The sequence below is a fragment of the Ruegeria sp. SAZD011 genome, assembly GCF_059612545.1.
The window spans coordinates 141221-162516 of the sequence record NZ_JBXWQU010000038.1; the positions used below are offsets into that span (position 1 = coordinate 141221).

Here is a 21296-nt window from a genome sequence, read left to right on the forward strand (position 1 = left end):
ACCATGAGCAGCGCAACCGTCTTGACCGTCATCCTGAACTACCGCACGCCCGACCTGACGATCAGCGCCTGCGAAGCCGCCATGCGCGAGATGCAGGATCTGCCCGGCGAGATCGTGGTGGTCGACAATGCCTCGGGCGATGGCTCGTTCGACAAGCTTTCCAAGGCCGCCACCGACTATGGTTGGCTGGCCAGCGGCAAGCTGCGGCTGGTGCAAAGCGGGCGCAATGGCGGCTTTGGCGCCGGGATGAACGTGGGCATGAACGCGGGTCTGTCGAACGGGGCCGCACCCGATTTCTATTACCTCTTGAATTCGGACGCATGGCCCGATCCGGGTTGCATCCGGGGCCTGCGCGATTTCCTGCTGGAAACCCCCGATGCCGGTCTGGCCGCCAGCGCCGTGCGCGGCATCGACGACGATCCGCACCGCACTGCCTTTCGCTTTCCCACCGCCGCGGGCGAGTTCGAGGCGGCCGCCCGCACCGGCCCGCTGAGCCGCCTGCTGCGCGACCATATCATCGCGCCCCCCCTGCCCGCGCGGCGCACAAGGGTCGACTGGGCCTCGGGCGCCAGCCTGATGATCCGGCGCGAGGTGATCGCGGCGACCGGCGGGTTCGACGAGCGATTCTTTCTTTATTTCGAGGAAACCGATCTTTGCCATCGCGCCCAGGCCGAAGGCTGGAGCACGCATTACCTGCCTGACGTGGGTGTGGTGCATATCGGCTCGGCCAGCACCGGCATGAAAAGCTGGAACCGGACCCCGCAATACTGGTTCGATTCCCGGCTTCACTATTACCTCAAGACCCATGGGCGGGCCTATGCGGCGGGTGCCACGCTGGCGCTGGTGACCGGGGCCGCGATCTGGCGCCTGCGCCGTCTGGTGCAGGCCAAGCCGCAGGCCGATCCCGACCGTTTCCTGACCGATCTGGTCAGCCATGCCTTGCGCGCCGCTTTGGGCCGGTCACGTACCGCCCCCGCCCCAGTTACCGCCATCCCGGAGGACAGCAGATGAGCCTGACCCATGTCGTGATCGGAAACGAATCCCTGTTGATCGGTTGCAGCGAGATGCTGCTCGACCGCGGGCACCAGATCGCCGCCGTCGTTTCCACCGATGCCGAAATCGCCACCTGGGCGCGGGGCAAGGGCCTCGCCCATATGCGCGAGATCTCGGAGCTGGAGCCGCATCTGGCGGGCGCCGGGTTCGACTGGCTGCTGTCGATCGCCAATCTCCGGGTGATCCCGCAGGCGGTGCTGGCCCTGCCGCGCCGGGGGGCCGTGAACTTTCACGACGGACCGCTGCCGCGCTATGCCGGGCTGAACACGCCGGCCTGGGCGCTGATGGCGGGCGAAACCCGCTATGGCGTGACCTGGCATCTGATCGAGGGCGGCATCGACGAGGGCGACATCCTGGCGCAACAGATGTTCGACATCGCCGAGGATGACACCGCGTTCTCGCTGAACTCCAAGTGCTATGGCGCGGCGCTGGACAGTTTCGCGCGCGTGGCCGACCAGCTGGAACAGGGGCTCGAACGGCAAGCGCAGGATCTGAGCCAGCGCAGCTATTTCGGACGCGACGCCCGGCCCGCCGCCGCCGGGCGGCTGGACTTCACCAAACCCGCCGCGACGTTGGCCGCGCTGGTGCGCGCGCTTGATTTCGGCGACTATGCCAACCCGCTGACCTGCGCCAAGATCGTGGCTGGCGGGCGGGTGCTGGCTGTTGGACAGGCCCGGGCCGAGGGACGTTCGGGCGCCCTGCCCGGAACCGTTCTTTCCACAACTGCCGACAGCCTCCACCTGGCCTGTGGCGAAGGCGATCTGATGCTGGGTGCGCTGCGCGCTCTGGACGGCTTGCCGGTCGATCTGGCCGAACTTGCCCCCAAGGGGCAGCGCCTGCCCGCACTCTCTGCCACCGAGGGCGAGGCTCTGGGCCGCGCGCTGGCTGCCGCCCTGCCCGCCGAACGGCACTGGCGTGTCGCCCTCACTGCGATGCGGCCGCTGCCGGTGCCGCTGGCCATCGGTGACACGGCCGGCACGCCCGCGCCGCACCGTCTTTCGGTTCCACACGGTCTGGGCGAAGCCGCTCTGATGGCCTCGGTCGTCGTCTGGGCCTTGCGGAGCAGCGGCGAGGACTACGGCGATCTGGCCTTGACCACCGGCGCCATGCAGCAGGCCGCCGCAAACGGCTATGTCAGCGGTTGGGTGCCTTTGCAGGCGGCGCTGACCTCGACCCGCGCCGACCTGATCGGCTGGGTCGAACAGACGGCCCAAGCCGCCCGCGCCACGGGCGCGCCCCCCGCCGACCTGATGCTGCGCGACCCGCGCATTTCCCACCGGACCATACCACAAGTGGCGCTGGCGCTGGATGGCGCCGGGCCGGTTCCGGGGGCGGTACTGACCGTGGCGCTGGACCGGGGGCAGGCCACGCTTTTTGCCGATGCCGCGCGGCTCGACCCGCGCCAGACCGAGATCCTGGCCCGGCGGCTGGAAACCGCGATGCATGCGATGGGCCGCGCGCGCGACACCGATACCGTCTCCGCGTTGCCGGTTCTGCCGGCGTCGGAACGCTCGACCATGATCAGCGACTGGAACCGTAGCGCCCGCGATTACGACCGGGCGTTGACCATACACCATGCTTTCGAGGATCAGGCCGCCCGCACACCCGAGGCCCCGGCGCTGGTCTTTGAGCGGCAAACGCTCAGCTACGCCGCCCTCAATGCCCGCGCCAATGCGGTGGCCGCCCGCCTGTGTGAAATGGGCGCAGGACCCGGCAGCCATATCGGCATCTATCTCGACCGCGGCCCCGAATTGCTGATTGCGGCGCTGGCCGCGCTCAAGGCGGGCGGCGCCTATGTGCCGCTCGACCCCGCCTATCCGGCCGACCGCATCGCCCATTATGTCAGCGACAGCCGCGCCGCGATCATCGTGACCAATGGCGCCCGCGCACAAAGCCTGCCCGACACGCAGGCGCAGATCCTCGACCTTGGCCCGCTGACAAATGCCAGACAGCCCGAGAATGTCGATGGCGGTGCCAGCGCCGACGATCTGGCCTATGTGATCTATACTTCGGGCTCGACCGGCACGCCCAAGGGGGTGATGGTCGAGCATCGCAATGTGGTCAATTTCTTTGCCGGGATGGACGACCGTATCGATCATGTCAATGGTGGCGTCTGGCTGGCGGTCACCTCGCTGAGCTTTGACATCTCGGTGCTGGAACTGTTCTGGACGCTGGCGCGCGGCTTCAAGGTGGTGCTGAGTTCCGACGAGAACCGCGCCGAAGTCTCGAAAGGCCCAATCGCGGTCAGTGACCGGCCGATCGACTTCAACCTGATGTATTGGGGCAATGACGACGGGCCGGGGCCGAAGAAATACGAACTGCTGCTCGAAGGCGCGAAATTCGCCGACGCGCACGGGTTCAACGCGGTCTGGACGCCGGAACGGCATTTCCACGCCTTTGGCGGCCCCTATCCGAACCCCTCGGTGACCGGCGCGGCGGTCGCTGCGGTGACAAAAAATCTCAGCGTGCGCGCGGGCTCCTGCGTGGCGCCGCTGCACCATCCCGCCCGCATCGCCGAGGAATGGGCGGTGATCGACAACCTGACCGGCGGGCGCGCGGCGCTTGGCATCGCCTCGGGCTGGCAGCCTGACGATTTCATCCTGCGCCCGGAAAACACCCCGCCGCGCAACAAGCCCGCCATGTTCGAAACCATCGAAACCCTGCGCAAGCTCTGGCGCGGCGAGGCGGTCGAGTTCGCCAAGGCCGATGGCAGCATGCATTCGGTCGTCACCCAGCCGCGCCCGGTGTCGAAGGAACTGCCGCTCTGGGTCACCACGGCGGGCAACCCGGAGACCTGGCGCGAGGCGGGATCCATCGGCGCCAACGTGCTGACCCACCTTCTGGGCCAGAGCATCGACGAGGTGGCCGACAAGATCCGCATCTATCACGCCGCCCTGCGCGAGGCGGGCCATGACCCGGCCGATTTCAAGGTGACGCTGATGCTGCACACCTATCTGGCCGATACCCGCGAAGAGGCCGCGCGCATCGCGCGCGAGCCGATGAAGGATTACCTGCGCTCGGCCGCCGGGCTGATCAAGCAATATGCCTGGGCCTTCCCCGCCTTCAAGAAACCCAAAGGGGTGACCAACGCCTTTGAAATGGATCTGGGCGTGCTGAGCGGCGACGAGCTGGAGGCGATCCTCGATTTCGCTTTCGAGCGGTATTTCGAAGACTCGGGGCTGTTCGGCACCATCAACGATGCCGTGGCCCGCGTCGAACAGCTCAAACGCATCGGCGTGGATGAGGTGGCTTGCCTCATCGACTATGGCATCGACCCTGCGGTCGTGCTCGAAGGGCTGAAACCCTTGGCCGAGGTCCTGAAACGGGTGCGCGCGCCCAGCGCGCTGGCCGAGGACGATTTCTCGCTGGCCGCGCAGATCGTGCGCCATGGGGTGACGCATATGCAATGCACCCCCTCGATGGCGCGGATGATCGCCATGAACGACGAGGCGCGCATGGCGCTTGGCCGGGTGAAACACTTGCTGCTGGGCGGCGAGGCCCTGCCCGGCGATCTGGTCGAGGATCTGCGCGAGGCGACCGGCGCCCGCATTCTCAACATGTACGGGCCGACCGAGACGACGATCTGGTCCACCTGTGCGCTGGTGCCGCCCCGGACCGAGGGCACGGTCGATATCGGCCAGCCCATCGCCAATACCACCGTTTATGTGCTGGACGGCAGCGGACAACCCTGCCCCATCGGCGTGCCCGGAGAGCTGCATATCGGCGGCGAGGGGGTGACACGCGGCTATTGGCAGCGCCCCGAACTGACCGCCGAGCGGTTCCCGCGCGATCCGTTTGCCGCCGAGGCCGGGCTCACGGTGACCGCCGCGCCGCAGATGTACCGCACCGGCGATCTGGTCCGCTGGCGGGCGGACGGGCAGCTCGATTTCCTGGGGCGCAGCGACCATCAGGTCAAGATCCGCGGCCAGCGGATCGAGCTGGGCGAGATCGAGGCGGCGATGGCCTCTTATCCCGGTGTCACCGGCGCGGTGGTGATTGCGCGCGAGATTGGCGGCGACACAAGGCTGGTGGGCTATGTCACCACCGGCGGGCCGGTCTCGGATGTCGCCCTGCGCGCGCATCTGGCCGCGCGCCTGACCGAGGTTATGGTGCCCGCACATATCGTGACGCTCGACGCGTTTCCGCTGACGCCCAACAAGAAGATCGACCGCAAGGCCCTGCCCGAGCCGGTGCAGCAGCGCGCCGCACCCAGCGCCCCCTCGGAACCCGTCAGCGGCGCCGCGGCGCAGATCGCGGCGATCTGGTCGCGCATCCTGGGCGTCGGTGACATCCGGGCCGATGACAACTTCTTTACCCTTGGCGGGCATTCCCTGCTGGCGGTGCAGGCCCATCGCGAGATCCGCGCGGCGCTGAACGTGCCGGCCCTGCCGATCACCGACATCTTCCGCTTTCCCACCCTGGGCGGGCTGGCCGCGCATTTGTCAAAAGGCGATGCTCCCGATGAACCGACGCCACCTGCCGTCGACAGCGAGGAACGCGCCAGCACGATGTCGCGCCGGCGGGCGATGCGGGCCAACCGGCAGGAACGTGTGCGGTGACAGGGGCGGCGGCCACCGGGGCGCTGATGCTGGCGGCGCCGCTGCTGGATACGCGCGTGGCGCTGGCCGCGACCGACCCCGCCGGGCCGCATCAAGCCTATCCCGAAGAACTGGCCGCCCTGTCCCGCGCCACCGCCAAACGGCAGCGTGAATTTGCCGCCGGGCGCGCCGCCGCCCGCCTCTCGCTGCGCGAACTGGGCGCCCCGGCTTTGGCGATCCCGATGGGAACCGACCGGGCGCCGGTCTGGCCGCCGGGGCTGCTGGGCAGCATCACCCATACCGACACCGCCTGTCTGGCCGCCACCGCATGGGAGGGCGAGATTCGCCTCCTCGGCCTGGACATGGAACCCGACACGCCACTGGATCCCGACCTGTTGGAAACCGTGTGCACCCCCGCCGAACGCGACTGGCTGGCCAGGCAGGACATGGCCGGACACTGGGCCAAGCTGATCTTTTCGGCCAAGGAATGCGCCTACAAGGCGCAATACCGGCTGAGCCGCGCCCTGATCGGGTTCGACGCCATCGCGGTCAGGCCCGATCCCGTCAGCCAGAGCTTTGCCGCCACCTTTCAGACCGATGTACCGCCCTTTTCCAGGGGGGAAACACTGCACGGGCGTTTTGCGCGCGGGGGCGGGCTGATTGTCACTGTTCTGGCCGTTGCCGCGTGAAATCCGAATGAGGTTACGCTAGAAAGCCCCCATGTTGCGCGCTGTTCTGCCCACCCTCCTGATCCTAGCGATTCTGATGGCCGGTCTCTGGTGGGGATGGCTGCGCCCGCGCCTGCCCGACAGCGCCGTGGTGGATGCTGCCTATGCCCGACCGCTGCCACCGCCCGCGGGTGCGATGACAGTGTTTCACCTCGGCCACAGCCTGGTGGGACAGGACATGCCGGCGATGCTGCAACAGCTGGCCCCAATCGGGCATGACTATGCCAGCCAGCTGGGATGGGGCACCACGCTCAAGGCGCATTGGGAGCCGGATGAGGGGATCAACGGCTTTGAGCAGATGAACGATCATCCCCGCTATCGCCCCGCCGATACCGCGCTGCGCTCGGGCGCCTATGACGCGGTGATCCTGACCGAGATGGTCGAGTTGACCGATGCGATCAGATATTTCGACAGCGACCGCTATTTCAGCAAATGGGCCGGACTGGCGCGCGAAGGCCGGCCGGACGCACGGGTTTTTCTCTATGAAACCTGGCACTGGCTGGACGATCCCGATGGCTGGCTCAGCCGCCTGGACCGCGACCTGGTTGAACTCTGGGAAAACGAGATCCTGCTGCGCGACCTGGCCCGCAACCCCGACAACCCCGCCCATGTGATCCCGGTGGGCCAGGTCCTGTCCCGCTTCGTGCGCGCGCTTGAGGCGCGCGGCGGCGTGCCGGGTATCGACGGGCCCGAGGCGCTGTTCGGCACAGATGAGCAGGGTCGGCTCGACACCATCCACATGGGCGATCTGGGTAACTATCTGATCGCGCTCACCCATTACGCGGTGCTCTATCAGAGCTCTCCCGTCGGCCTTCCCCACCAGTTGAACCGGGCCGATGGCAGCCCCGCCCTTGCCCCCTCGCCAGAGGCCGCGCGCCTGATGCAAGAGATCGTCTGGCAGACCGTCACCAGCTATCCAAAGACCGGAGTCCCGCAATGAGCTGGATCACCAGCCTGATCGGCATCCTCTTTATCGGCCATTCGCTGTTCGGCCCGACCAATCCGCAAATGCTGTCACAGGTGCTGGAGGGGCGCGATGTGCGGGTTGCGGCGCAGATCATCAATGGCGCGCCGCTGTCATATCAATGGGACAATGGCGCCAAGGCCGAGGGTGTGAACGCGCGCGACGTGCTGCCAGGCGGTGGTTTCAACGTGCTAATCCTGACCGAGGGGATCCCGCTGGCCAACCAGATGCAGTATAATGACAGCATCGGCTCGGCCCAGCGCTATTACGATCTGGCCCTGTCCGCCAATCCCGACACCCGGGTGTTCCTGCAAGAGACGTGGCACGACCTGCGCTCGGGCAGTGGCGCCGATATCCCCTATGACGAGGGCGACGACCTCCCCTGGCGCGAGCGGATCGAGGCGGACCTGCCCCGGTGGCAATCCATCGTCGATGGCGTCAATACCACCCGCCCCGAGGGCGCGCCACCGATGCAGCTGTTGCCCGCCGGACAGGCGATGCTGGCGCTGACCGATGCCATTGCGGCCGGGACAGTGCCGGGGGTCGACCGCATCGCGCAGCTCTTTTCCGACGATATCCATCCCAACGATCTGGGCTTCTATTTCCTGACCATGGTGCAATATGCCGTCGTGACCGGGGAAAGCCCGGTGGGTCTGCCCCGGCGGCTTGAGGATCGGTGGGGCAAGGCCTATGCCACCCCCGATCCGGCGCTGGCACAGCGGTTGCAAGAGGTCGCCTGGACCGTGGTGCAAGGGTTCGAGGCGCCCGCGCCGCCCGCGCCACAACCGGTGGCAATCCCGGACGAACCCACAAGCGAACCCGCCGCCGCCGAACAGGCGGGGGAGCCGGCCGAGCCACGACAGGGCTTTGTCCCGCCGCCCGCGCCCGAGGGGCCGGTGCCGGTGGCGATCGGACTGGCCGGGGTCAACGACTGGTCGGTGCAGCAACCCTTTCTCGACGTGTTCAAGACCGCCCGCCCCTGGATCGGCCATCTGCCCCGGCAATGGGGCGGTGTGGATCATGCCCAGTTGCAAGAGGCTGGTTATCTCGACCCGAATGGCTGGGTGATGGCGATCCCGCCCGAGCTGGGCTCGGTCGGGACGCTGATCCTGACCGACCTGCCCGAAGAGGCGGTCTCGACCGCGGGGCGTTATGTGCTGCGCTTTGCCGGACAGGGCGTGGTCGAGGTGTCGGGCCGCGCCGAAAATGTGCGCTATGGCAAGAACAGCGTCAGTTTCGATTTCACCCCCGGCCCCGGATCGGTGGATATCCGCATCCAGCGCACCCATCGCGGCGGCGATTATGTGCGCGACATCTCGGTGGTGAAAGAGGAGCATCTGGACGCCCACCAGGCGGGCGGCCTGTTCAACCCGCTGTGGCTGGACCGGCTGATGGGCTTTCGCGCGCTGCGCTTCATGGACTGGATGCAAACCAACGACTCGCAACAATCGGCCTGGGCGGATCGTCCCCGGTCCGAAGAGTTCACCTGGGCGATGAAAGGCGTACCGCTCGAGGTGATGATCGAGCTTTTGAACCGCACCGGCGCAGATGGCTGGTTCAACATGCCCCATCTGGCCGATGACGACTATATCCGCCGCTTTGCCGAGAGGGTGCGCGACGATCTGTGGATCGAACAGCGCGCCTATGTCGAATTGTCGAACGAGGTCTGGAACTGGCAATTCACCCAGGCGCAATGGGCCGAGGATCAGGCCCGCGCCCGCTGGAACAAGAAGGACCACTGGGTCAGCTATTACGCCGCCCGCGCGGTCGAGATGGCCGATATCTGGTCAGATGTGTTCGCGGATCAGGCCGAGGCGCGGCTGATCCGGGTGATCTCGACCCAGACCGGCTGGCTCGGGCTTGAGGAGATGATCCTGGACGCGCCCATCTGGACCGCCGAGGAGCCGGGCCGCGCCACCCCCGCCAGCCATTTCGACGCCTATGCGGTGACCGGCTATTTCGGCGGCACGCTGGGATGGGAGGACCGGCTGCCGCTGGTCCGGCAATGGCTGGCCGACAGCCGCGCCGCGGCCGAGGCTCAGGCCGACGCGCAGGGGCTGAGCGGTGCTGCGCGTGACGACTATGTCGCAAAGCACCGCTATGACCTGGCCAGTGCGCTGGCCTGGGCCGAGCTGCGCGACGGTGCCGCCAGCGGCAAGGTCGAGGACACGCTGCTGGGGAACCTGAGCGAACGCCTGCCCTATCAGGCCGCTGTCGCGCGCCGCTATGGGCTGGAGCTGATCATGTATGAGGGCGGCAGCCATGTGGTGGGCAGCGGACCGCTGGTGGACGATGCGGAACTGGCGGCCTTCCTCACACATTTCAACTACACACCCGAGATGGGCGAGCTTTACACCGACCTGATCCGGGGCTGGCACGCGCTGGGTGGCGGGTTGTTCACCGCCTATGCCGATGTCTACCGGCCCAACAAATGGGGCAGCTGGGGTCACCTGCGCCATCTCGACGACGACAACCCGCGCTGGGACGCGCTGGTGGAGTTTCTGAAGTGAGCCGCTGGCTGAGCGTCATCCTCCCCGCCCATGACGAGGCAGCGTGGATCGGCGATTGCGCCCGCGCGCTCCTGGCCTCGGACCCGCTGCCCGCAGGCTGGCGGTGCGAAGTGCTGGTGGTGGCCAATGGCTGCACCGATGACACCGCCGCACGCGCGCGCGGCTTTGCGGACCAGGCGGCGGCGCGCGGCTGGCACTGGCAGGTACTGGAACTGGCCGAGGGTGGCAAACTGGGCGCGCTCACGGCCGGGGATGCGGCAGCGCGGGGAGAGCTGAGGGCCTATCTGGATGCGGATTTGCGTCTGGACCCGGCATTGCTGACGCAACTGGTCACCGCGCTCGATACCGAGGCGCCGCGCTATGCAAGTGGCACCCCCCGCGTCGCCCCGGCAAAGAGCCTGATCACCCGTCTTTATGCGCGGTTCTGGCAACGCCTGCCCTTTGTCGCAACCGGCGTTCCCGGCTTCGGCCTGTTTGCTGTCAATGCCGCCGGGCGCGCGCGCTGGGGGAATTGGCCCGATATCATCTCTGACGATACCTTTGTACGGCTGAGTTTCACACCGCAAGAACGCCTGCGTGTGAATGCTGGCTATGACTGGCCCATGGTCGAGGGTTTTGCCAATCTCGTGCGAGTACGGCGGCGGCAGGATGCAGGCGTGGCCGAGGTTGCGCGGCTCTATCCTCATCTGCCGCAGAACGATGGTACACCCGGTCTGGGCATGGGCGGCCTGATCCGGCACCTGCTGCGCGACCCGCTGGGTTTCGCCGTCTATGCAACCGTGGCGCTCACGGTGCGGACGCCGCTTTACCGGCCCCGGTCCCGCTGGGACCGGGGCCGGTAAAGCGGCGAGGCGCCAGAAAATTCGACGAATTTTCTGGCGCTACCCCTCGGAACCCGCGACCAGATCAGCCAGTTTGCGAGCCTGGTCGTCGATTGCGTGCCGCTTCAATACACGCATGCGCCCTGCCTCGCCCATCCCTCGCAACCGCGCCACCGGTGTTTCGGCCAGCACGGCCAACGCCTCGGCCAGCGCGGCATCGTCACCGGCGGGCACCAGCCAGCCGGTCTCGCCCGCCAGCACCAATTCCGGCGTGCCCGCCACATAGGTTGCCACCACCGGCCGTGCCGCCGCCATCGCCTCCATCACCACCATGGGCAGTCCCTCGGCAAAACTGGGCATCACCAGCGCATGTGCCCGCTCAAGCGCGGCGCGCACGCCGTCCTGATCCAGCCAGCCGGTCAGCGTGATATTGCGCTCAAGCCCGGCCCCGGCGATCGCCTCTTCCAGCGCCGGGCGCATCTCGCCATCGCCAACCAGGTCCAGATGTACCTGCGGATGGCGTCGCACCAGACGCGCCATGGCCCGTACCAACACCATCTGCCCCTTTTGCTCGACAAACCGACCTATCGAGACCAGGCGCAGTGGCCCCTCGGGCACCGGCTGCGGATCGGCAAAGGCCTCGGGCTCGATACCGCAATGGACCACATGCAACCGGTCCCAGGTGTCGAACCCCGCCCAACGGCAGAGCTGACTGCGTCCGAACTGGCTGACCCCTACGGCAAACCGCGCAGCGTCAAGCTTTGCCCCCAGGCTGAGCGCGACCGGCGCATCAAATTCCTCGGGCCCATGCACGGTAAAGGAATATCCCGGCCCGCCTAGCGCATGCGCCAGCATCGCGACAGTGGCGGAATTGGTGCCGAAATGGGCATGGATATGGCCCGCGCCCGCTGCCTGACAGCAGGCCACTACTTCGGCCGCCTCGGCCAGATAAATCAGGTGACGCGCCATCCCGCTGGATGAGGCGCGCCCGCAGCGCAGTGCCAGCCGCAAGGCCGCAAGGCTTCGCCCCGGTGCGTTCAGAAACCGGCGCAACAAGACACCGCCCAGCCCCAACGCCCCCCTGTCGAGCACATAGGTCGTCTTCGCCGCCTCTGCCCGGTCTCTCGCATCAACCAGCGGTGTGTCAGCCCGGCGCATCGCCAGCCGCACCACCTGATGCCCCTGTCGCTCCAGAGCCTGAATCTCGCGCCGGATGAAACTGTGAGAAGGCTGAGGATAGGTGTTCAGAACATAGGCGATGATCACGAGAGCGGTTATCCGGTTGAGAAACGTTCCCTCACTCCTAACCCGCGGAACCCATCGCTGCCTAGCGGTGGGCCACCGCCCGGCACCCGTCAAGCCAGCGCCTGTGGATCCCGGGCCACAAGCGCGGCGCGGCAAGGCGCGCTCTGATTGACCCGCTCGCCCCCCGTCCCTAGCGTGGGAGAAAACCGGCCCAAACAGGCCACCAGCAGAGATCCCGCATGTCCCGCCTTCTTTCCGCCTTCCACGGTTCCGGCCTGATGGCCCGCGTCCTGCGCAGCGCCTCGTGGCTGATGGTTGGCTATGGCGGCAGCCAGGCCCTCAGGTTGGCTGCGAACCTGTTGATGACCCGGCTTCTATACCCCGAGGCCTTTGGCCTGATGACGCTGGTCACGGTGGTGGTGGTCGGGCTCAACCTGTTTTCCGATGTGGGCATTGGCCCGGCCATCGCACAGAACCCGCGCGGCGACGACCCCGATTTCCTGAATACCGCCTGGACCATCCAAGTGGCGCGCGGCATCGGGCTGTTCGCGGTGGCCTGCCTGCTGGCGCTGCCGGTGTCGCGGATATATGACGAGCCCGATCTGACCACCTATCTACCGGTGGCGGCGGTGGCGCTGCTGATCTCGGGCTTTTTCCCGACCCGGATCGAAACCGCGCACCGGCACCTGATCGTCGGCCGGTTGACGGTGCTGGACCTGACCAGCCAGCTGATCGGCATCGGCGCAATGGCGGCGCTGGCGATCGCCACGCGCTCGGTCATGGCGCTGGCACTGGGGGGTGTGATCACGGCACTGGCCAAGCTGGTCCTGACCCACTTCCTGTTGCCGGGCGCCGCCAACCGCTTCCGCTGGGAACCGGCGGCCCGGTCCGAGCTGATGCGGTTCGGCAAATGGATCTTCCTGTCCACCGCCCTGACCTTTGTGATCAGCCAGGGCGACCGGGCGATCCTGGGCAGCTACCTGCCGATGGAGATGCTGGGCATCTACAATATCGGCTATTTTCTGGGCAGTTTCCCGATCATGCTGGGGATGGCCGTAGTCGGTCGCATCATGCTGCCGGTCTATCGCGATCATCCCCCCGATGCCGATCCGGCCAACTGGCGCCGGCTGGCACGGTTGCGGGCAGGTGTGACGCTGGGGGTCGGGGTGCCGCTGGTGGCGGTGGCGCTGGCCGGGCCGCAACTGGTCGACCTTCTTTATGACCCGCGCTACCAGCTGGCGGGGCCGATGGTGACGCTGATTTCGCTTGCCTTCATACCGCAACTGATCGTCGTGACTTATGACATCGTCGCGTTGGCGCGGGGCGACAGCCTGTCCTATTTCACGCTGATGCTGGTGCGGGCGCTGATGCAGGTGGGCGCAATCCTGCTGGGGATCTGGGCCTTTGGTCTATTGGGGGCGATCCTGTCTCTGGCGGCGGCCACGCTGGCCACCTATCCCGCCGTGTTGTGGCTGACCGGTAAATACGGCGCGCGCGACCTGCGCCACGACATCATCGCGATCGTGCTGGGCGGGGTCGCAGCGGCCACCGTGATCCGGTTTCACTGGACCGAGATTGCGCCGCTGGCGGCGCTCTGAGGCGATGCCTATTCTGCCGGGGTCTGACGGCGACGGAACAGGGACGTTACCCGAGACCAGAGCGAGGGTGCCCGCCTTTCGGTATCGAGATATGGCACCGTCACCACCGGACGAAAGCCCAGTTCACGCTCCAGCTGTGCAGCGCTGCGCAGGACCGGGTGGCGCATCTCCATCAGCACTGCCAGCGCAAAGGCGACGACGAAACTGGCGGCCGCGCCAAGAATGGCTTTTTTCTTGCGGCTTTCGGTGACGGGATAATCGGGGATCGCGGCCTCTTCGATAACGGTCAGGCGTTCAGCCTGACGTTCGGCCTCGATGAGAAAGCCCATCTCGGCCTCACTGCGGCGGGTCGAGACCTGATTCAATTGGTCCTGCAACTGCTCCAGCCGGCGATCATAGGTGCCCAGCATGCGCTCGACCTCGGGGCTGGTCTCGATCTGGGATTCCAGGTCGCGCTTGCGGCTGTCCAGCAACGCCCGCTGCGCGTCCAGCGTGGCCAGCTGCTCGCGATAGTCCTTCTTCAGCCGCTCTGCGGTGGCGGGACGTTCGCTCTGATCGGCCAGTTGCATCGCGCGCTCGATCTCGATCCGCTCGCGCGCGATGTCGAGCAAGCCACCGTTGATGGTGGCGATTTCATCGCGCCGGGCATCCAGAACGCCGGGCAGCGCCAACTGGTTGTGGCTGCGGAAATCCTCGACCTCGCCTTCAAGCGCCTCGATGTCGGCCTCCAATGCCGCCGCCTGTGCATCGAAAAAGGCCAGCGTGGCACGGGCATTCTCGATCCGCGTGCGCTTGCTGAGTTCGACGGTGCGTTGGCCGAATTCAGACGCCACCTGTTGCGCGAGTAAGGCCGTTGGCATCCGGGCGGTGATGGTCAGAACCGAGATGGTGCCGTCGTCGGAAAACCCCTCGCGTGCGGCGGCGACGCCCTCGATCCGGACGGCGGTGCGCAGCATATCCACCTTGGCCTGCGGCTTGAGCGCGGGAATATCGGCGTAGATGCCGTATTTGTCGATGATTTCCAGCATGGTGCCACGGGTCGTCAGGACCTGCTGGATCAGTTGCAGACGCCGCGCCGAGGACCCCTCGACCGTGCTGCGCGCCAGTTCGTCGGAGACCACCGGGCGCGCGATCTGGATGACTTCATAAGCCTCGTATTCGTGCTTTTGCATCATGGCGAGAACCAATGACAGCCCTGACCCGATCACGATGACAGCCAGCATGAGCCGCGCGCGCCTGCGGATCATGTCGAGGATGTCTTCCAAAGAATAGATCGGCCCCATGACTGTCACTCAACTCGCTGCTACGAAACCATGCCTGTATGCCGGGGCAACAGACCATGGCATACCGACGAAAATAAGGCAGTTCCGGGCAAAAACGAAGGTCAGACCGCGTAGTTTTCCGCGCCCGAGCCGCGCGCTCGGTTCAGGAGGACACCCAAAAGCGGTGTTGTCTCGCCGATCACCTGCTGGCAGCGGCGGATCTGGTCGGCGGTGGTCTGGGTACCGTCGGCAACCAGCAACACCCCGTCGAGCCGGGGCAGGAAAGCCGCCAGATCATCATGGGCCAGGATCGCGGGCAGATCGCAGATCACCACATCCGGGTTCAGATCGGTCTGGATCAGATCCAGCACTTCGCCACAGGCCGGCGCTTGCAGCAACTCCGAGGCATCGCCCGAAATGCCGGCGCCCAGCCCCACGGCCAGCGTGCCGCTGCACCGGGTCAGGTGGTCGAGATAAGAGACATCGCCGCGCAGCAGGGCGCGCATGTCCCCCCTCGCAGTCAAACCCAGCGCCCCCGCCAACCCCGGCTCGCGCATGTTCATGTCCAGCAGCACGGTCCGGCTTTCCGGTACCCGCGCGATACTGAGCGCGAGATTCACGGCCGTAAAGCTGGCACCGCAGCCACGCGTGGGGGCCACCACACCGATCCGGTGCCAACCGCGCGCCTTGAGCGTCTGCAACAGGCGGGTGCGCAAGACGTCGAACGCCTTGGCCGCGGGATCCGAGCGATGAAGATTGACCAGCGGCATCTGCCCGGCCTGTCGACGCCCCAATCCCAGAGGCGTCGCGTGCAGACGATCCCACAGTTCGGGCAAAGTGGCGGGCAGCATCCCGGTCGGCGCAGGTTCGGCGATGGGCAGCGCCTTTGGGGGCAGCACCTTTTCGACCCGTGGCGCTGCCGCGTCGGCCCGCAAGGCGGCCTTGCGGCGGAACGGACGTTCTGCCGCGCTACGCTTGCCGATGCCGGTGGTCTGGTCGTTCATCAATGCAACCGTTTCAGTTTCCGGAGCCAAGTCCCTGTCATGATACGCCATAAATAGGCTCCCAAACTATGAATTTACACCTAAACTCAGTACCCGGTACGGCGCACCACAACCGACGTGGTCCGCAGCAGCAGGGAAAGATCGCCCGTCAAGGACAGGCTCGCCGCATATTCGGCATCGGACTTGGCCCGGTAGTCGAAGCGGGAATTATTGCGCTCAGACACCTGCCACAGGCCGGTGATTCCGGGCCGCAGCGCGAAATAGCTGTCAGCTGCGCCATAAAGCGGCAGTTGATCGGGCATCATCGGGCGCGGTCCGACCAGGCTCATGTCACCCTTGAACACGTTCCAGAGCTGCGGCAACTCGTCGAGAGAGGTGCACCGAAGGAAGTTTCCGACCCGAGTAATCCTCGGGTCATTCTTCAGCTTTTGCGTGGCGTCCCATTCGGCGCGCATCGCCGGGTTTTCTGCCAGCATCCGTTCCAGCCGGGCATCGGCATCCATCACCATGGTGCGCAGCTTGAGAATCTGGAATCGTTTGCCGCCGCGGCCCAGCCGGGGTTGCCGGTAGAAAGCGCTGCCCCCTTCCAGCCGTAGCGCCAGCGCACACAGGCCGATGATGACAAGCGCAACCGGAAGCGAAAGGAGAATGAAGGCTACATCCAGGCACCGCTTGCCCACCGTCGCATAGACGCCCTTGACCGGAGAAAAGGCTCCCCCCCGCTTCTCCAGAGGTGCGTTCGTGTTAGCGGGCAGCAGCACCGCTTCAAGCGCGCTCCTGGTCCGAATGGCCTGGCCAGATACCACCGGCACCGGAACCGCCAGCGAGGCTGTGTGGATATAGTCCTTCATGTTCCCCCCCTACGTGGGATACCTGGAGCGAAGTCCGGCGCTGAACCCCTGCGCCGCGACCTCGCAGACAACTCTTCACTTACAGGCGGGACCAGGCAGCTGGCCCCGGTTCTTTCGGCGGCGTCCCTACCCCGGATTCCCGTGCCCTACGCACGGCCAAACGGGATATAACCTTGGCAAAGTTCCGCCATACTTCTGCCATGTTCGAACCTAGCATCTGTCTGGATAATTTTAAGAAATTCTGCGTCAACAGATTGTTTCCGCCAGCAACCGCCTAGAATTTCGACTATTTCCAGTTTTGGCGCGAACCAATGGATCGCACGGATACGGATTGTCTCTAGTTTGGCAACCATCCACATCGGGAATCGGGACCAGCCCTTACAGAAACCGATCTTAGCAAATCCGTTCGGGAATGTGTCGAAAACATGGCGGCACTTTCATGCACCATCTTTGTTTCCAGGTATTTGCCGGTACGTCACGACCACGCCCGAGAAACTGACCCCCACGCTTCAGGGCAGATCAGCAAGGGCCGACCGCAGGTCGGTGCCAGCCCGTTCCAGCTGCAACAACTGTTTGCATCCGGCGGCGGCACTGTCGACCTCGCCCGCGCCCACAAAAGAGAGAAGCCGCGCCAGCGCCTGTGGCCGGCAAATCGGGTCAAGCACCCCCACCGGCCCTGGCAAGCTGCGGGGCACGATCGAGAAAGACGAGACCGTCTCGGGCTGCGCGCCAAAGCTGAACTTGTAGGCCTCGTTACCATGGCCGAAATCATAGACCTCATAGCCCCGGTCGATGGCCCAGCCGATTGCCTGCGAATGCAGCAACGGACCGATGAAATTGCCGGTTACCGTCTCGTCCCTGCCGGCAAGGATGAAATGCACCCGTTTCATACGAGGGTCGAGGATGTGACCCAGCGCGCCGATCACCCGCCCCTCGCATCGCAGGACCGGCAGGTAAAGCAGGCCCAGCTGGCTGGCCGTCGTAAGGATGCGAAGATAGTTCACCGCCAACAGCCGCGCTGTCCGGGCGCCCTTGACCGGTGCCCATTTGCGCATCCACAGCCGCAGCATCGCGCCGATATCCGATTTCAGTGCCGAACCCGGATCGTGGCTCAAGGTGCAGTCGCCGCTGACCAGATAGCGCCGAGAATAGCGGCGGATTTTCTGGCGGGTGTTCTTGCCGGGCCCCTTGGTCAACCAGGTCTCGTAATCAGCAGGAAGCGTCACGCGGGGACAGATTAGGGTGTCGGTCTGCCCGTTGTTGATAAGATGCTGCCTTGCGCTCACCGAATAGGCCGTGCCTGCAAAAGCGGACATGAACTTGGCCGAACGCGACCGCGAACCATCATATCGCAAGGACATCCGCGCCCAGGGTTGCCGCCGCAAGGCCTTGGCCAGCGCGTCGATCGCGATATCCTCGTATCCCGGTTCGCAGAGAAAACCGGTATACGCGCTCCGAACCAGTCGGCCACCCGCCTCGATCTCGGTCTGGAACTCCTGCCGACTGCGGCTCCAGTGCAGGCGGTAACTCAGCGGCAGTACACAGACCAGGCGCGGGCCATGCCAGACGGCCAGAACGCGCCAGCGTTCCGGGTTGTCGGCAAAGACCTGCGCCAGCCAGTCCCAGGACAAAAAGACGGTGCCTTCGGGGTCACGTGCCTCCAGCGCCCGCCACCGGTCGCGCAGGGCGAGGAATGCCTCGTCCCGTTCGACCGGCTCGACCCGGAGCCTGCCGCTGGCCGAAACACTGGCCGCGAAATCCGGTGCACCATCCATCGTCATGCGCTTTTGAGCGAGCGTCCTTCCCTGAGGATCGCCCGGAAACTGTCGACGGCTGCGTCGAAATTACGTGCAAGCGGCGCGGTCACCGGCGATTGCGCGGCGAAATAGGCGCCGACCCTGCATATCTGCATGGCGAACTCGGGATGCACCCCGGCATCGTCATATCTGCGGACTCGCTCCTTGGACAACCAGCCGCGTTTCCTCGCCTCTTTCACGATCAGCTTGAACCGCTGCGCGCAATGAAAGGTCAGGTAGACCGAGAGATAGTCCAGATAGGCGTCGATCCGGTGACCGCAGCCAGGATCGAAGGCATCGATCATCACATCGACCATCTGATCGGGCGCGATGGGCCAGGCCTCGTCACCAAGGAGCCAGGCGAAATCCTCGGCACCGTGGCGCAGGCCGCAATACTCGAAATCGAACCACCTCAGCTGCCCGGCCCCGTTCAGCGCCGCATTGCCCGCGCGGCAATCCCATTTCACGAATTGCCGACCCGGACAGGCCAGGCGCCCGGCGGCGGCGGCCCGGTCGAACCGCGCATCGATCCCCATCGAATAGGGCTGCAATGCATCCACCGCAGTGACAAGGCTGGTGGCCCATCCGTCATGCGCGCCCAGATGCGGCAACGTCTCGTGCAAGTCGGTGCTCCGCGCCGCGCACTGGATGCGAAAGATCGCCGCGACCGCCTCTGCGGCAAGGTCCAGCCGGTCCTTGCCCTCGTGACGCACGATTTCCTGGTTCAGGCGACGACGCCCCACATCCGACTGGAACATGACCTCGCCCACCACGCCAAGGCATTCGGGCAGGTCATCGCACTGCCCGTGCAGCCGCTCCAGAACGAAGGCCTCCAGATGGGTACGGCGGGCATCCGGGCGCAACGTCGCGATGACAGTCATGTCGTCGAAATGCAGCCGAAAGCTGGAGCGCCCCTCGCCGCCGGGCGCGGTCACCTTGTTGACCGGGCGACCGAACCGCGCCTGGGCCGTTTCGACGATCCGGTTCAGCCGGTCGAAAGTGCCAGTGTCTGCCATGCCCTCGTTCCCTTTTACCCGTTCCCTCGATACATCCACACGCCTTTCAGCCGGGCCAATGCCCCCTTTCGATAACATGATGCCCGATTCGCCCGCAGCATTCGCGGCGATCGGCCCGCCATTGCCGTCTCCTCGCGCTCCAATCCCGCGACCGTGCAAGGATTGTTCCCGGACCGGTTTCAGGCCCGACAAACCTGCCTTGAATTTGCCACGAATTTGCCTGTGCCTGTCACGTGTCAGCGGCCCGCCCCGAATGCGATGCATTCGACAGAGACTTGCGGCATAAGCCGGCCAAGGCCTGCGGTCAGCGCCGCAGACCCAACGCCGCCCCCACCGCCGGATGCAAGGGAAGCGCCCGATGATCCGCCTGCATCCGCGCCAGCCTCGCGCGCGCCCAATCGGGAAACGTCGCACCGCGCCCTGTCTCCTGGCTGACATTCATGATCAACGCCTCTTGCGTGGCGCATAGCACACCGTCCCGGTCCGCATACATCTCGCCGAAATAGATCAGCCGTTTGGCATCATGGTCGAGCAGGCGGAACCGCAGGTGAAACGCTTCGCCCTCAAGCAATTCGCGTCGGAACTGGACATGCGATTGCAGGATATAGGGGCCGGCCCCGGCGGTTTCGACATAGGTCTTGCCAAGCCCCAGTTGTTCTTCGAGCATCACGTCCAGCGCCTGATCGAAGGCGACGCCGTAATAGCCCACATTCATGTGCCCGTTATAGTCGATCCATTCAGGACGCACCGTGAAACCACGCATTTCGACCGGGGCGGGATAGGGGCCGTCATGGCCGCTCTGCGGGGTCTTTTCCACCATCGCGCTCAATCCTCGAATATCGCCACCGCGCGGGTGAACCCCGCGCTTGCGCCTTTGATCTTGAACGGAAAACAGGAAATGGTGAAGCCCGTGGGCGGCAACTGGTCCAGGTTCGCCAGCTTTTCCATGTGGCAATAGCCGATCTCCATCGAGGCGCGGTGCCCCTCCCAGATGATCGCCGCATCGCCACTTTCGGCATAGACGCGCGCGGTCAGCGGAAAGGGCGCATCCCAGGACCAGGCATCTGTGCCGGTCACCCGCACGCCGCGTTCGGTCAGATAGAGCGTTGCCGCGCGCCCCATGCCGCAACCCTTGATCAGATAATCCGGCTGACCATAGCGCGCCCCGGCCGAGGTATTGACCACCACGATATCGAGCGGTTGAAGCACATGCCCGATGCGTTCCAGCTCGGCCTCGACATCTTCGGCGCTGACAACGTAACCATCCGGGAAATGGCGAAAATCCAGTTTCACGCCCGGATTGAAGCACCACTCCAGCGGCACCTCGTCGATGGTGATCGCCCGCTCGCCGTTGTTCATCGTCGAATGGTGGTGATAAGGCGCGTCCAGATGGGTGCCGTTATGGGTCGCAACGCTGAGCCGCTCCACCGCCCAGCCCTCGCCACCCGGCAGATCCTCGCGCTTGAGTCCGGGGAAAAAGGACATCACCTGTTCGGCGGTCTGCTCATGCGTCAGATACTCGATCTCGGGCAGCATGATCGGCGGGTCGGAGACGATCCCGGTTTCGAGCGGGACGGAAAGATCAACAAAACGGCGGGCCATGGGCATTCCTTTGCGCAACTTGCGCAGAGGTTAAAAGCGCCCGCCCAGCCCGGCAAGACGCAAAGGGGGCGCTGCCCCCTCGGCCCTGCGGGCCTCACCCCCGGAGGTATTTTTGACCAGAAAGAAGCATATGCGCGGTGCTGCTTCGTTCTGGTTCAAAATACTCCGGAGCGCGAGGCGGAGCCTCGCAAAGGCTTTATTCCGCCGCCAGCGCTTCGGCTTTCTCGACCCTTACGGCTGCGTATTTGAACTCTGGGATTTTTCCGTAGGGGTCGAGGGCAGCGTTTGTGAGGATGTTTGCGGCGGCT

At 65.6% G+C, this 21296-nt stretch carries 15 protein-coding genes; 7 read left to right on the forward strand and 8 right to left on the reverse strand.

Features of this window, described 5'->3' with window-relative positions; genetic code table 11:
* Positions 1–3 precede the first annotated feature (3 nt).
* From AC2FLM_RS19280 to AC2FLM_RS19305, 6 genes are read left to right on the forward strand one after another with little or no spacing between them, the layout of a single operon-like run.
* Positions 4–1011, forward strand: coding sequence for a glycosyltransferase family 2 protein (locus AC2FLM_RS19280; RefSeq protein WP_496859534.1), 1008 nt, complete (start codon positions 4–6; stop codon positions 1009–1011).
* Positions 1008–5612: a MupA/Atu3671 family FMN-dependent luciferase-like monooxygenase gene (locus AC2FLM_RS19285; RefSeq protein ID WP_496859535.1), complete on the forward strand. Its 4605-nt coding sequence runs from the start codon at positions 1008–1010 to the stop codon at positions 5610–5612. Before AC2FLM_RS19280 ends, AC2FLM_RS19285 begins: the two co-directional genes overlap by 4 nt.
* Positions 5609–6280: a 4'-phosphopantetheinyl transferase family protein gene (locus AC2FLM_RS19290; protein ID WP_496859536.1), complete on the forward strand. Its 672-nt coding sequence runs from the start codon at positions 5609–5611 to the stop codon at positions 6278–6280. The genes AC2FLM_RS19285 and AC2FLM_RS19290 overlap by 4 nt, the downstream gene beginning before the upstream one ends.
* A gap of 31 nt (positions 6281–6311) precedes the next feature.
* A complete protein-coding gene (locus AC2FLM_RS19295; protein ID WP_496859537.1) occupies positions 6312–7259 on the forward strand; it encodes a hypothetical protein in 948 nt (315 codons plus the stop codon).
* On the forward strand, positions 7256–9793 hold the full coding sequence (locus AC2FLM_RS19300) for a hypothetical protein (RefSeq protein WP_496859538.1): 2538 nt from the start codon (positions 7256–7258) through the stop codon (positions 9791–9793). The genes AC2FLM_RS19295 and AC2FLM_RS19300 overlap by 4 nt, the downstream gene beginning before the upstream one ends.
* A complete protein-coding gene (locus tag AC2FLM_RS19305) occupies positions 9790–10635 on the forward strand; it encodes a glycosyltransferase (RefSeq protein ID WP_496859539.1) in 846 nt (281 codons plus the stop codon). The genes AC2FLM_RS19300 and AC2FLM_RS19305 overlap by 4 nt, the downstream gene beginning before the upstream one ends.
* 39 nt (positions 10636–10674) lie before the next feature.
* Here the strand turns inward: AC2FLM_RS19305 and AC2FLM_RS19310 are convergent, their stop codons facing one another.
* Positions 10675–11880 carry a glycosyltransferase family 4 protein gene (locus tag AC2FLM_RS19310; RefSeq protein ID WP_496859540.1) on the reverse strand — a complete coding sequence of 402 codons (1206 nt, stop codon included), beginning with the start codon at positions 11878–11880 and terminating at the stop codon, positions 10675–10677.
* Between the two features lie 218 nt (positions 11881–12098).
* On the opposite strand from AC2FLM_RS19310, the gene AC2FLM_RS19315 reads away from it, so the two are divergent.
* The gene (locus AC2FLM_RS19315; RefSeq protein ID WP_496859541.1) at positions 12099–13457 is read left to right on the forward strand and encodes an oligosaccharide flippase family protein; all 1359 of its coding nucleotides are present in this window, start codon (positions 12099–12101) and stop codon (positions 13455–13457) included.
* Between the two features lie 8 nt (positions 13458–13465).
* Here AC2FLM_RS19315 and AC2FLM_RS19320 read toward each other — a convergent pair whose 3' ends face one another.
* The 7 genes from AC2FLM_RS19320 to AC2FLM_RS19350 form a co-directional block, all read right to left on the reverse strand.
* Positions 13466–14704, reverse strand: coding sequence for a GumC domain-containing protein (locus tag AC2FLM_RS19320; protein WP_496859542.1), 1239 nt, complete (start codon positions 14702–14704; stop codon positions 13466–13468).
* Between the two features lie 137 nt (positions 14705–14841).
* The gene (locus AC2FLM_RS19325; protein WP_496859543.1) at positions 14842–15723 is read right to left on the reverse strand and encodes a CpsD/CapB family tyrosine-protein kinase; all 882 of its coding nucleotides are present in this window, start codon (positions 15721–15723) and stop codon (positions 14842–14844) included.
* Positions 15724–15809: 86 nt separating this feature from the next.
* Positions 15810–16574, reverse strand: coding sequence for a sugar transferase (locus AC2FLM_RS19330; protein WP_234218505.1), 765 nt, complete (start codon positions 16572–16574; stop codon positions 15810–15812).
* Between the two features lie 509 nt (positions 16575–17083).
* The gene (locus tag AC2FLM_RS19335; protein ID WP_496859544.1) at positions 17084–18349 is read right to left on the reverse strand and encodes a GNAT family N-acetyltransferase; all 1266 of its coding nucleotides are present in this window, start codon (positions 18347–18349) and stop codon (positions 17084–17086) included.
* Between the two features lie 2 nt (positions 18350–18351).
* The gene (locus AC2FLM_RS19340; RefSeq protein WP_496859545.1) at positions 18352–19386 is read right to left on the reverse strand and encodes a hypothetical protein; all 1035 of its coding nucleotides are present in this window, start codon (positions 19384–19386) and stop codon (positions 18352–18354) included.
* A 304-nt stretch (positions 19387–19690) separates the two neighbouring features.
* Positions 19691–20206 (reverse strand): thioesterase family protein, encoded by a 516-nt coding sequence (locus AC2FLM_RS19345; RefSeq protein WP_496859546.1) that lies wholly within the window; start codon positions 20204–20206, stop codon positions 19691–19693.
* Between the two features lie 5 nt (positions 20207–20211).
* Positions 20212–20988 (reverse strand): cyclase family protein, encoded by a 777-nt coding sequence (locus AC2FLM_RS19350; protein ID WP_234218501.1) that lies wholly within the window; start codon positions 20986–20988, stop codon positions 20212–20214.
* Positions 20989–21296 lie beyond the last annotated feature (308 nt).

Coding starts and splice junctions, on each gene's coding strand:
- AC2FLM_RS19300 (WP_496859538.1), top strand. CDS start 7,256: ATGAGCTGGATCACCAGCCTGATCGGCATCCTCTTTATCGGCCATTCG.
- AC2FLM_RS19325 (WP_496859543.1), bottom strand. CDS start 15,723: ATGAACGACCAGACCACCGGCATCGGCAAGCGTAGCGCGGCAGAACGT.
- AC2FLM_RS19335 (WP_496859544.1), bottom strand. CDS start 18,349: ATGGATGGTGCACCGGATTTCGCGGCCAGTGTTTCGGCCAGCGGCAGG.
- AC2FLM_RS19280 (WP_496859534.1), top strand. CDS start 4: ATGAGCAGCGCAACCGTCTTGACCGTCATCCTGAACTACCGCACGCCC.
- AC2FLM_RS19315 (WP_496859541.1), top strand. CDS start 12,099: ATGTCCCGCCTTCTTTCCGCCTTCCACGGTTCCGGCCTGATGGCCCGC.
- AC2FLM_RS19295 (WP_496859537.1), top strand. CDS start 6,312: ATGTTGCGCGCTGTTCTGCCCACCCTCCTGATCCTAGCGATTCTGATG.
- AC2FLM_RS19320 (WP_496859542.1), bottom strand. CDS start 14,704: ATGATCCGCAGGCGCGCGCGGCTCATGCTGGCTGTCATCGTGATCGGG.
- AC2FLM_RS19350 (WP_234218501.1), bottom strand. CDS start 20,988: ATGGCCCGCCGTTTTGTTGATCTTTCCGTCCCGCTCGAAACCGGGATC.
- AC2FLM_RS19345 (WP_496859546.1), bottom strand. CDS start 20,206: ATGGTGGAAAAGACCCCGCAGAGCGGCCATGACGGCCCCTATCCCGCC.
- AC2FLM_RS19330 (WP_234218505.1), bottom strand. CDS start 16,574: ATGAAGGACTATATCCACACAGCCTCGCTGGCGGTTCCGGTGCCGGTG.
- AC2FLM_RS19340 (WP_496859545.1), bottom strand. CDS start 19,386: ATGGCAGACACTGGCACTTTCGACCGGCTGAACCGGATCGTCGAAACG.
- AC2FLM_RS19285 (WP_496859535.1), top strand. CDS start 1,008: ATGAGCCTGACCCATGTCGTGATCGGAAACGAATCCCTGTTGATCGGT.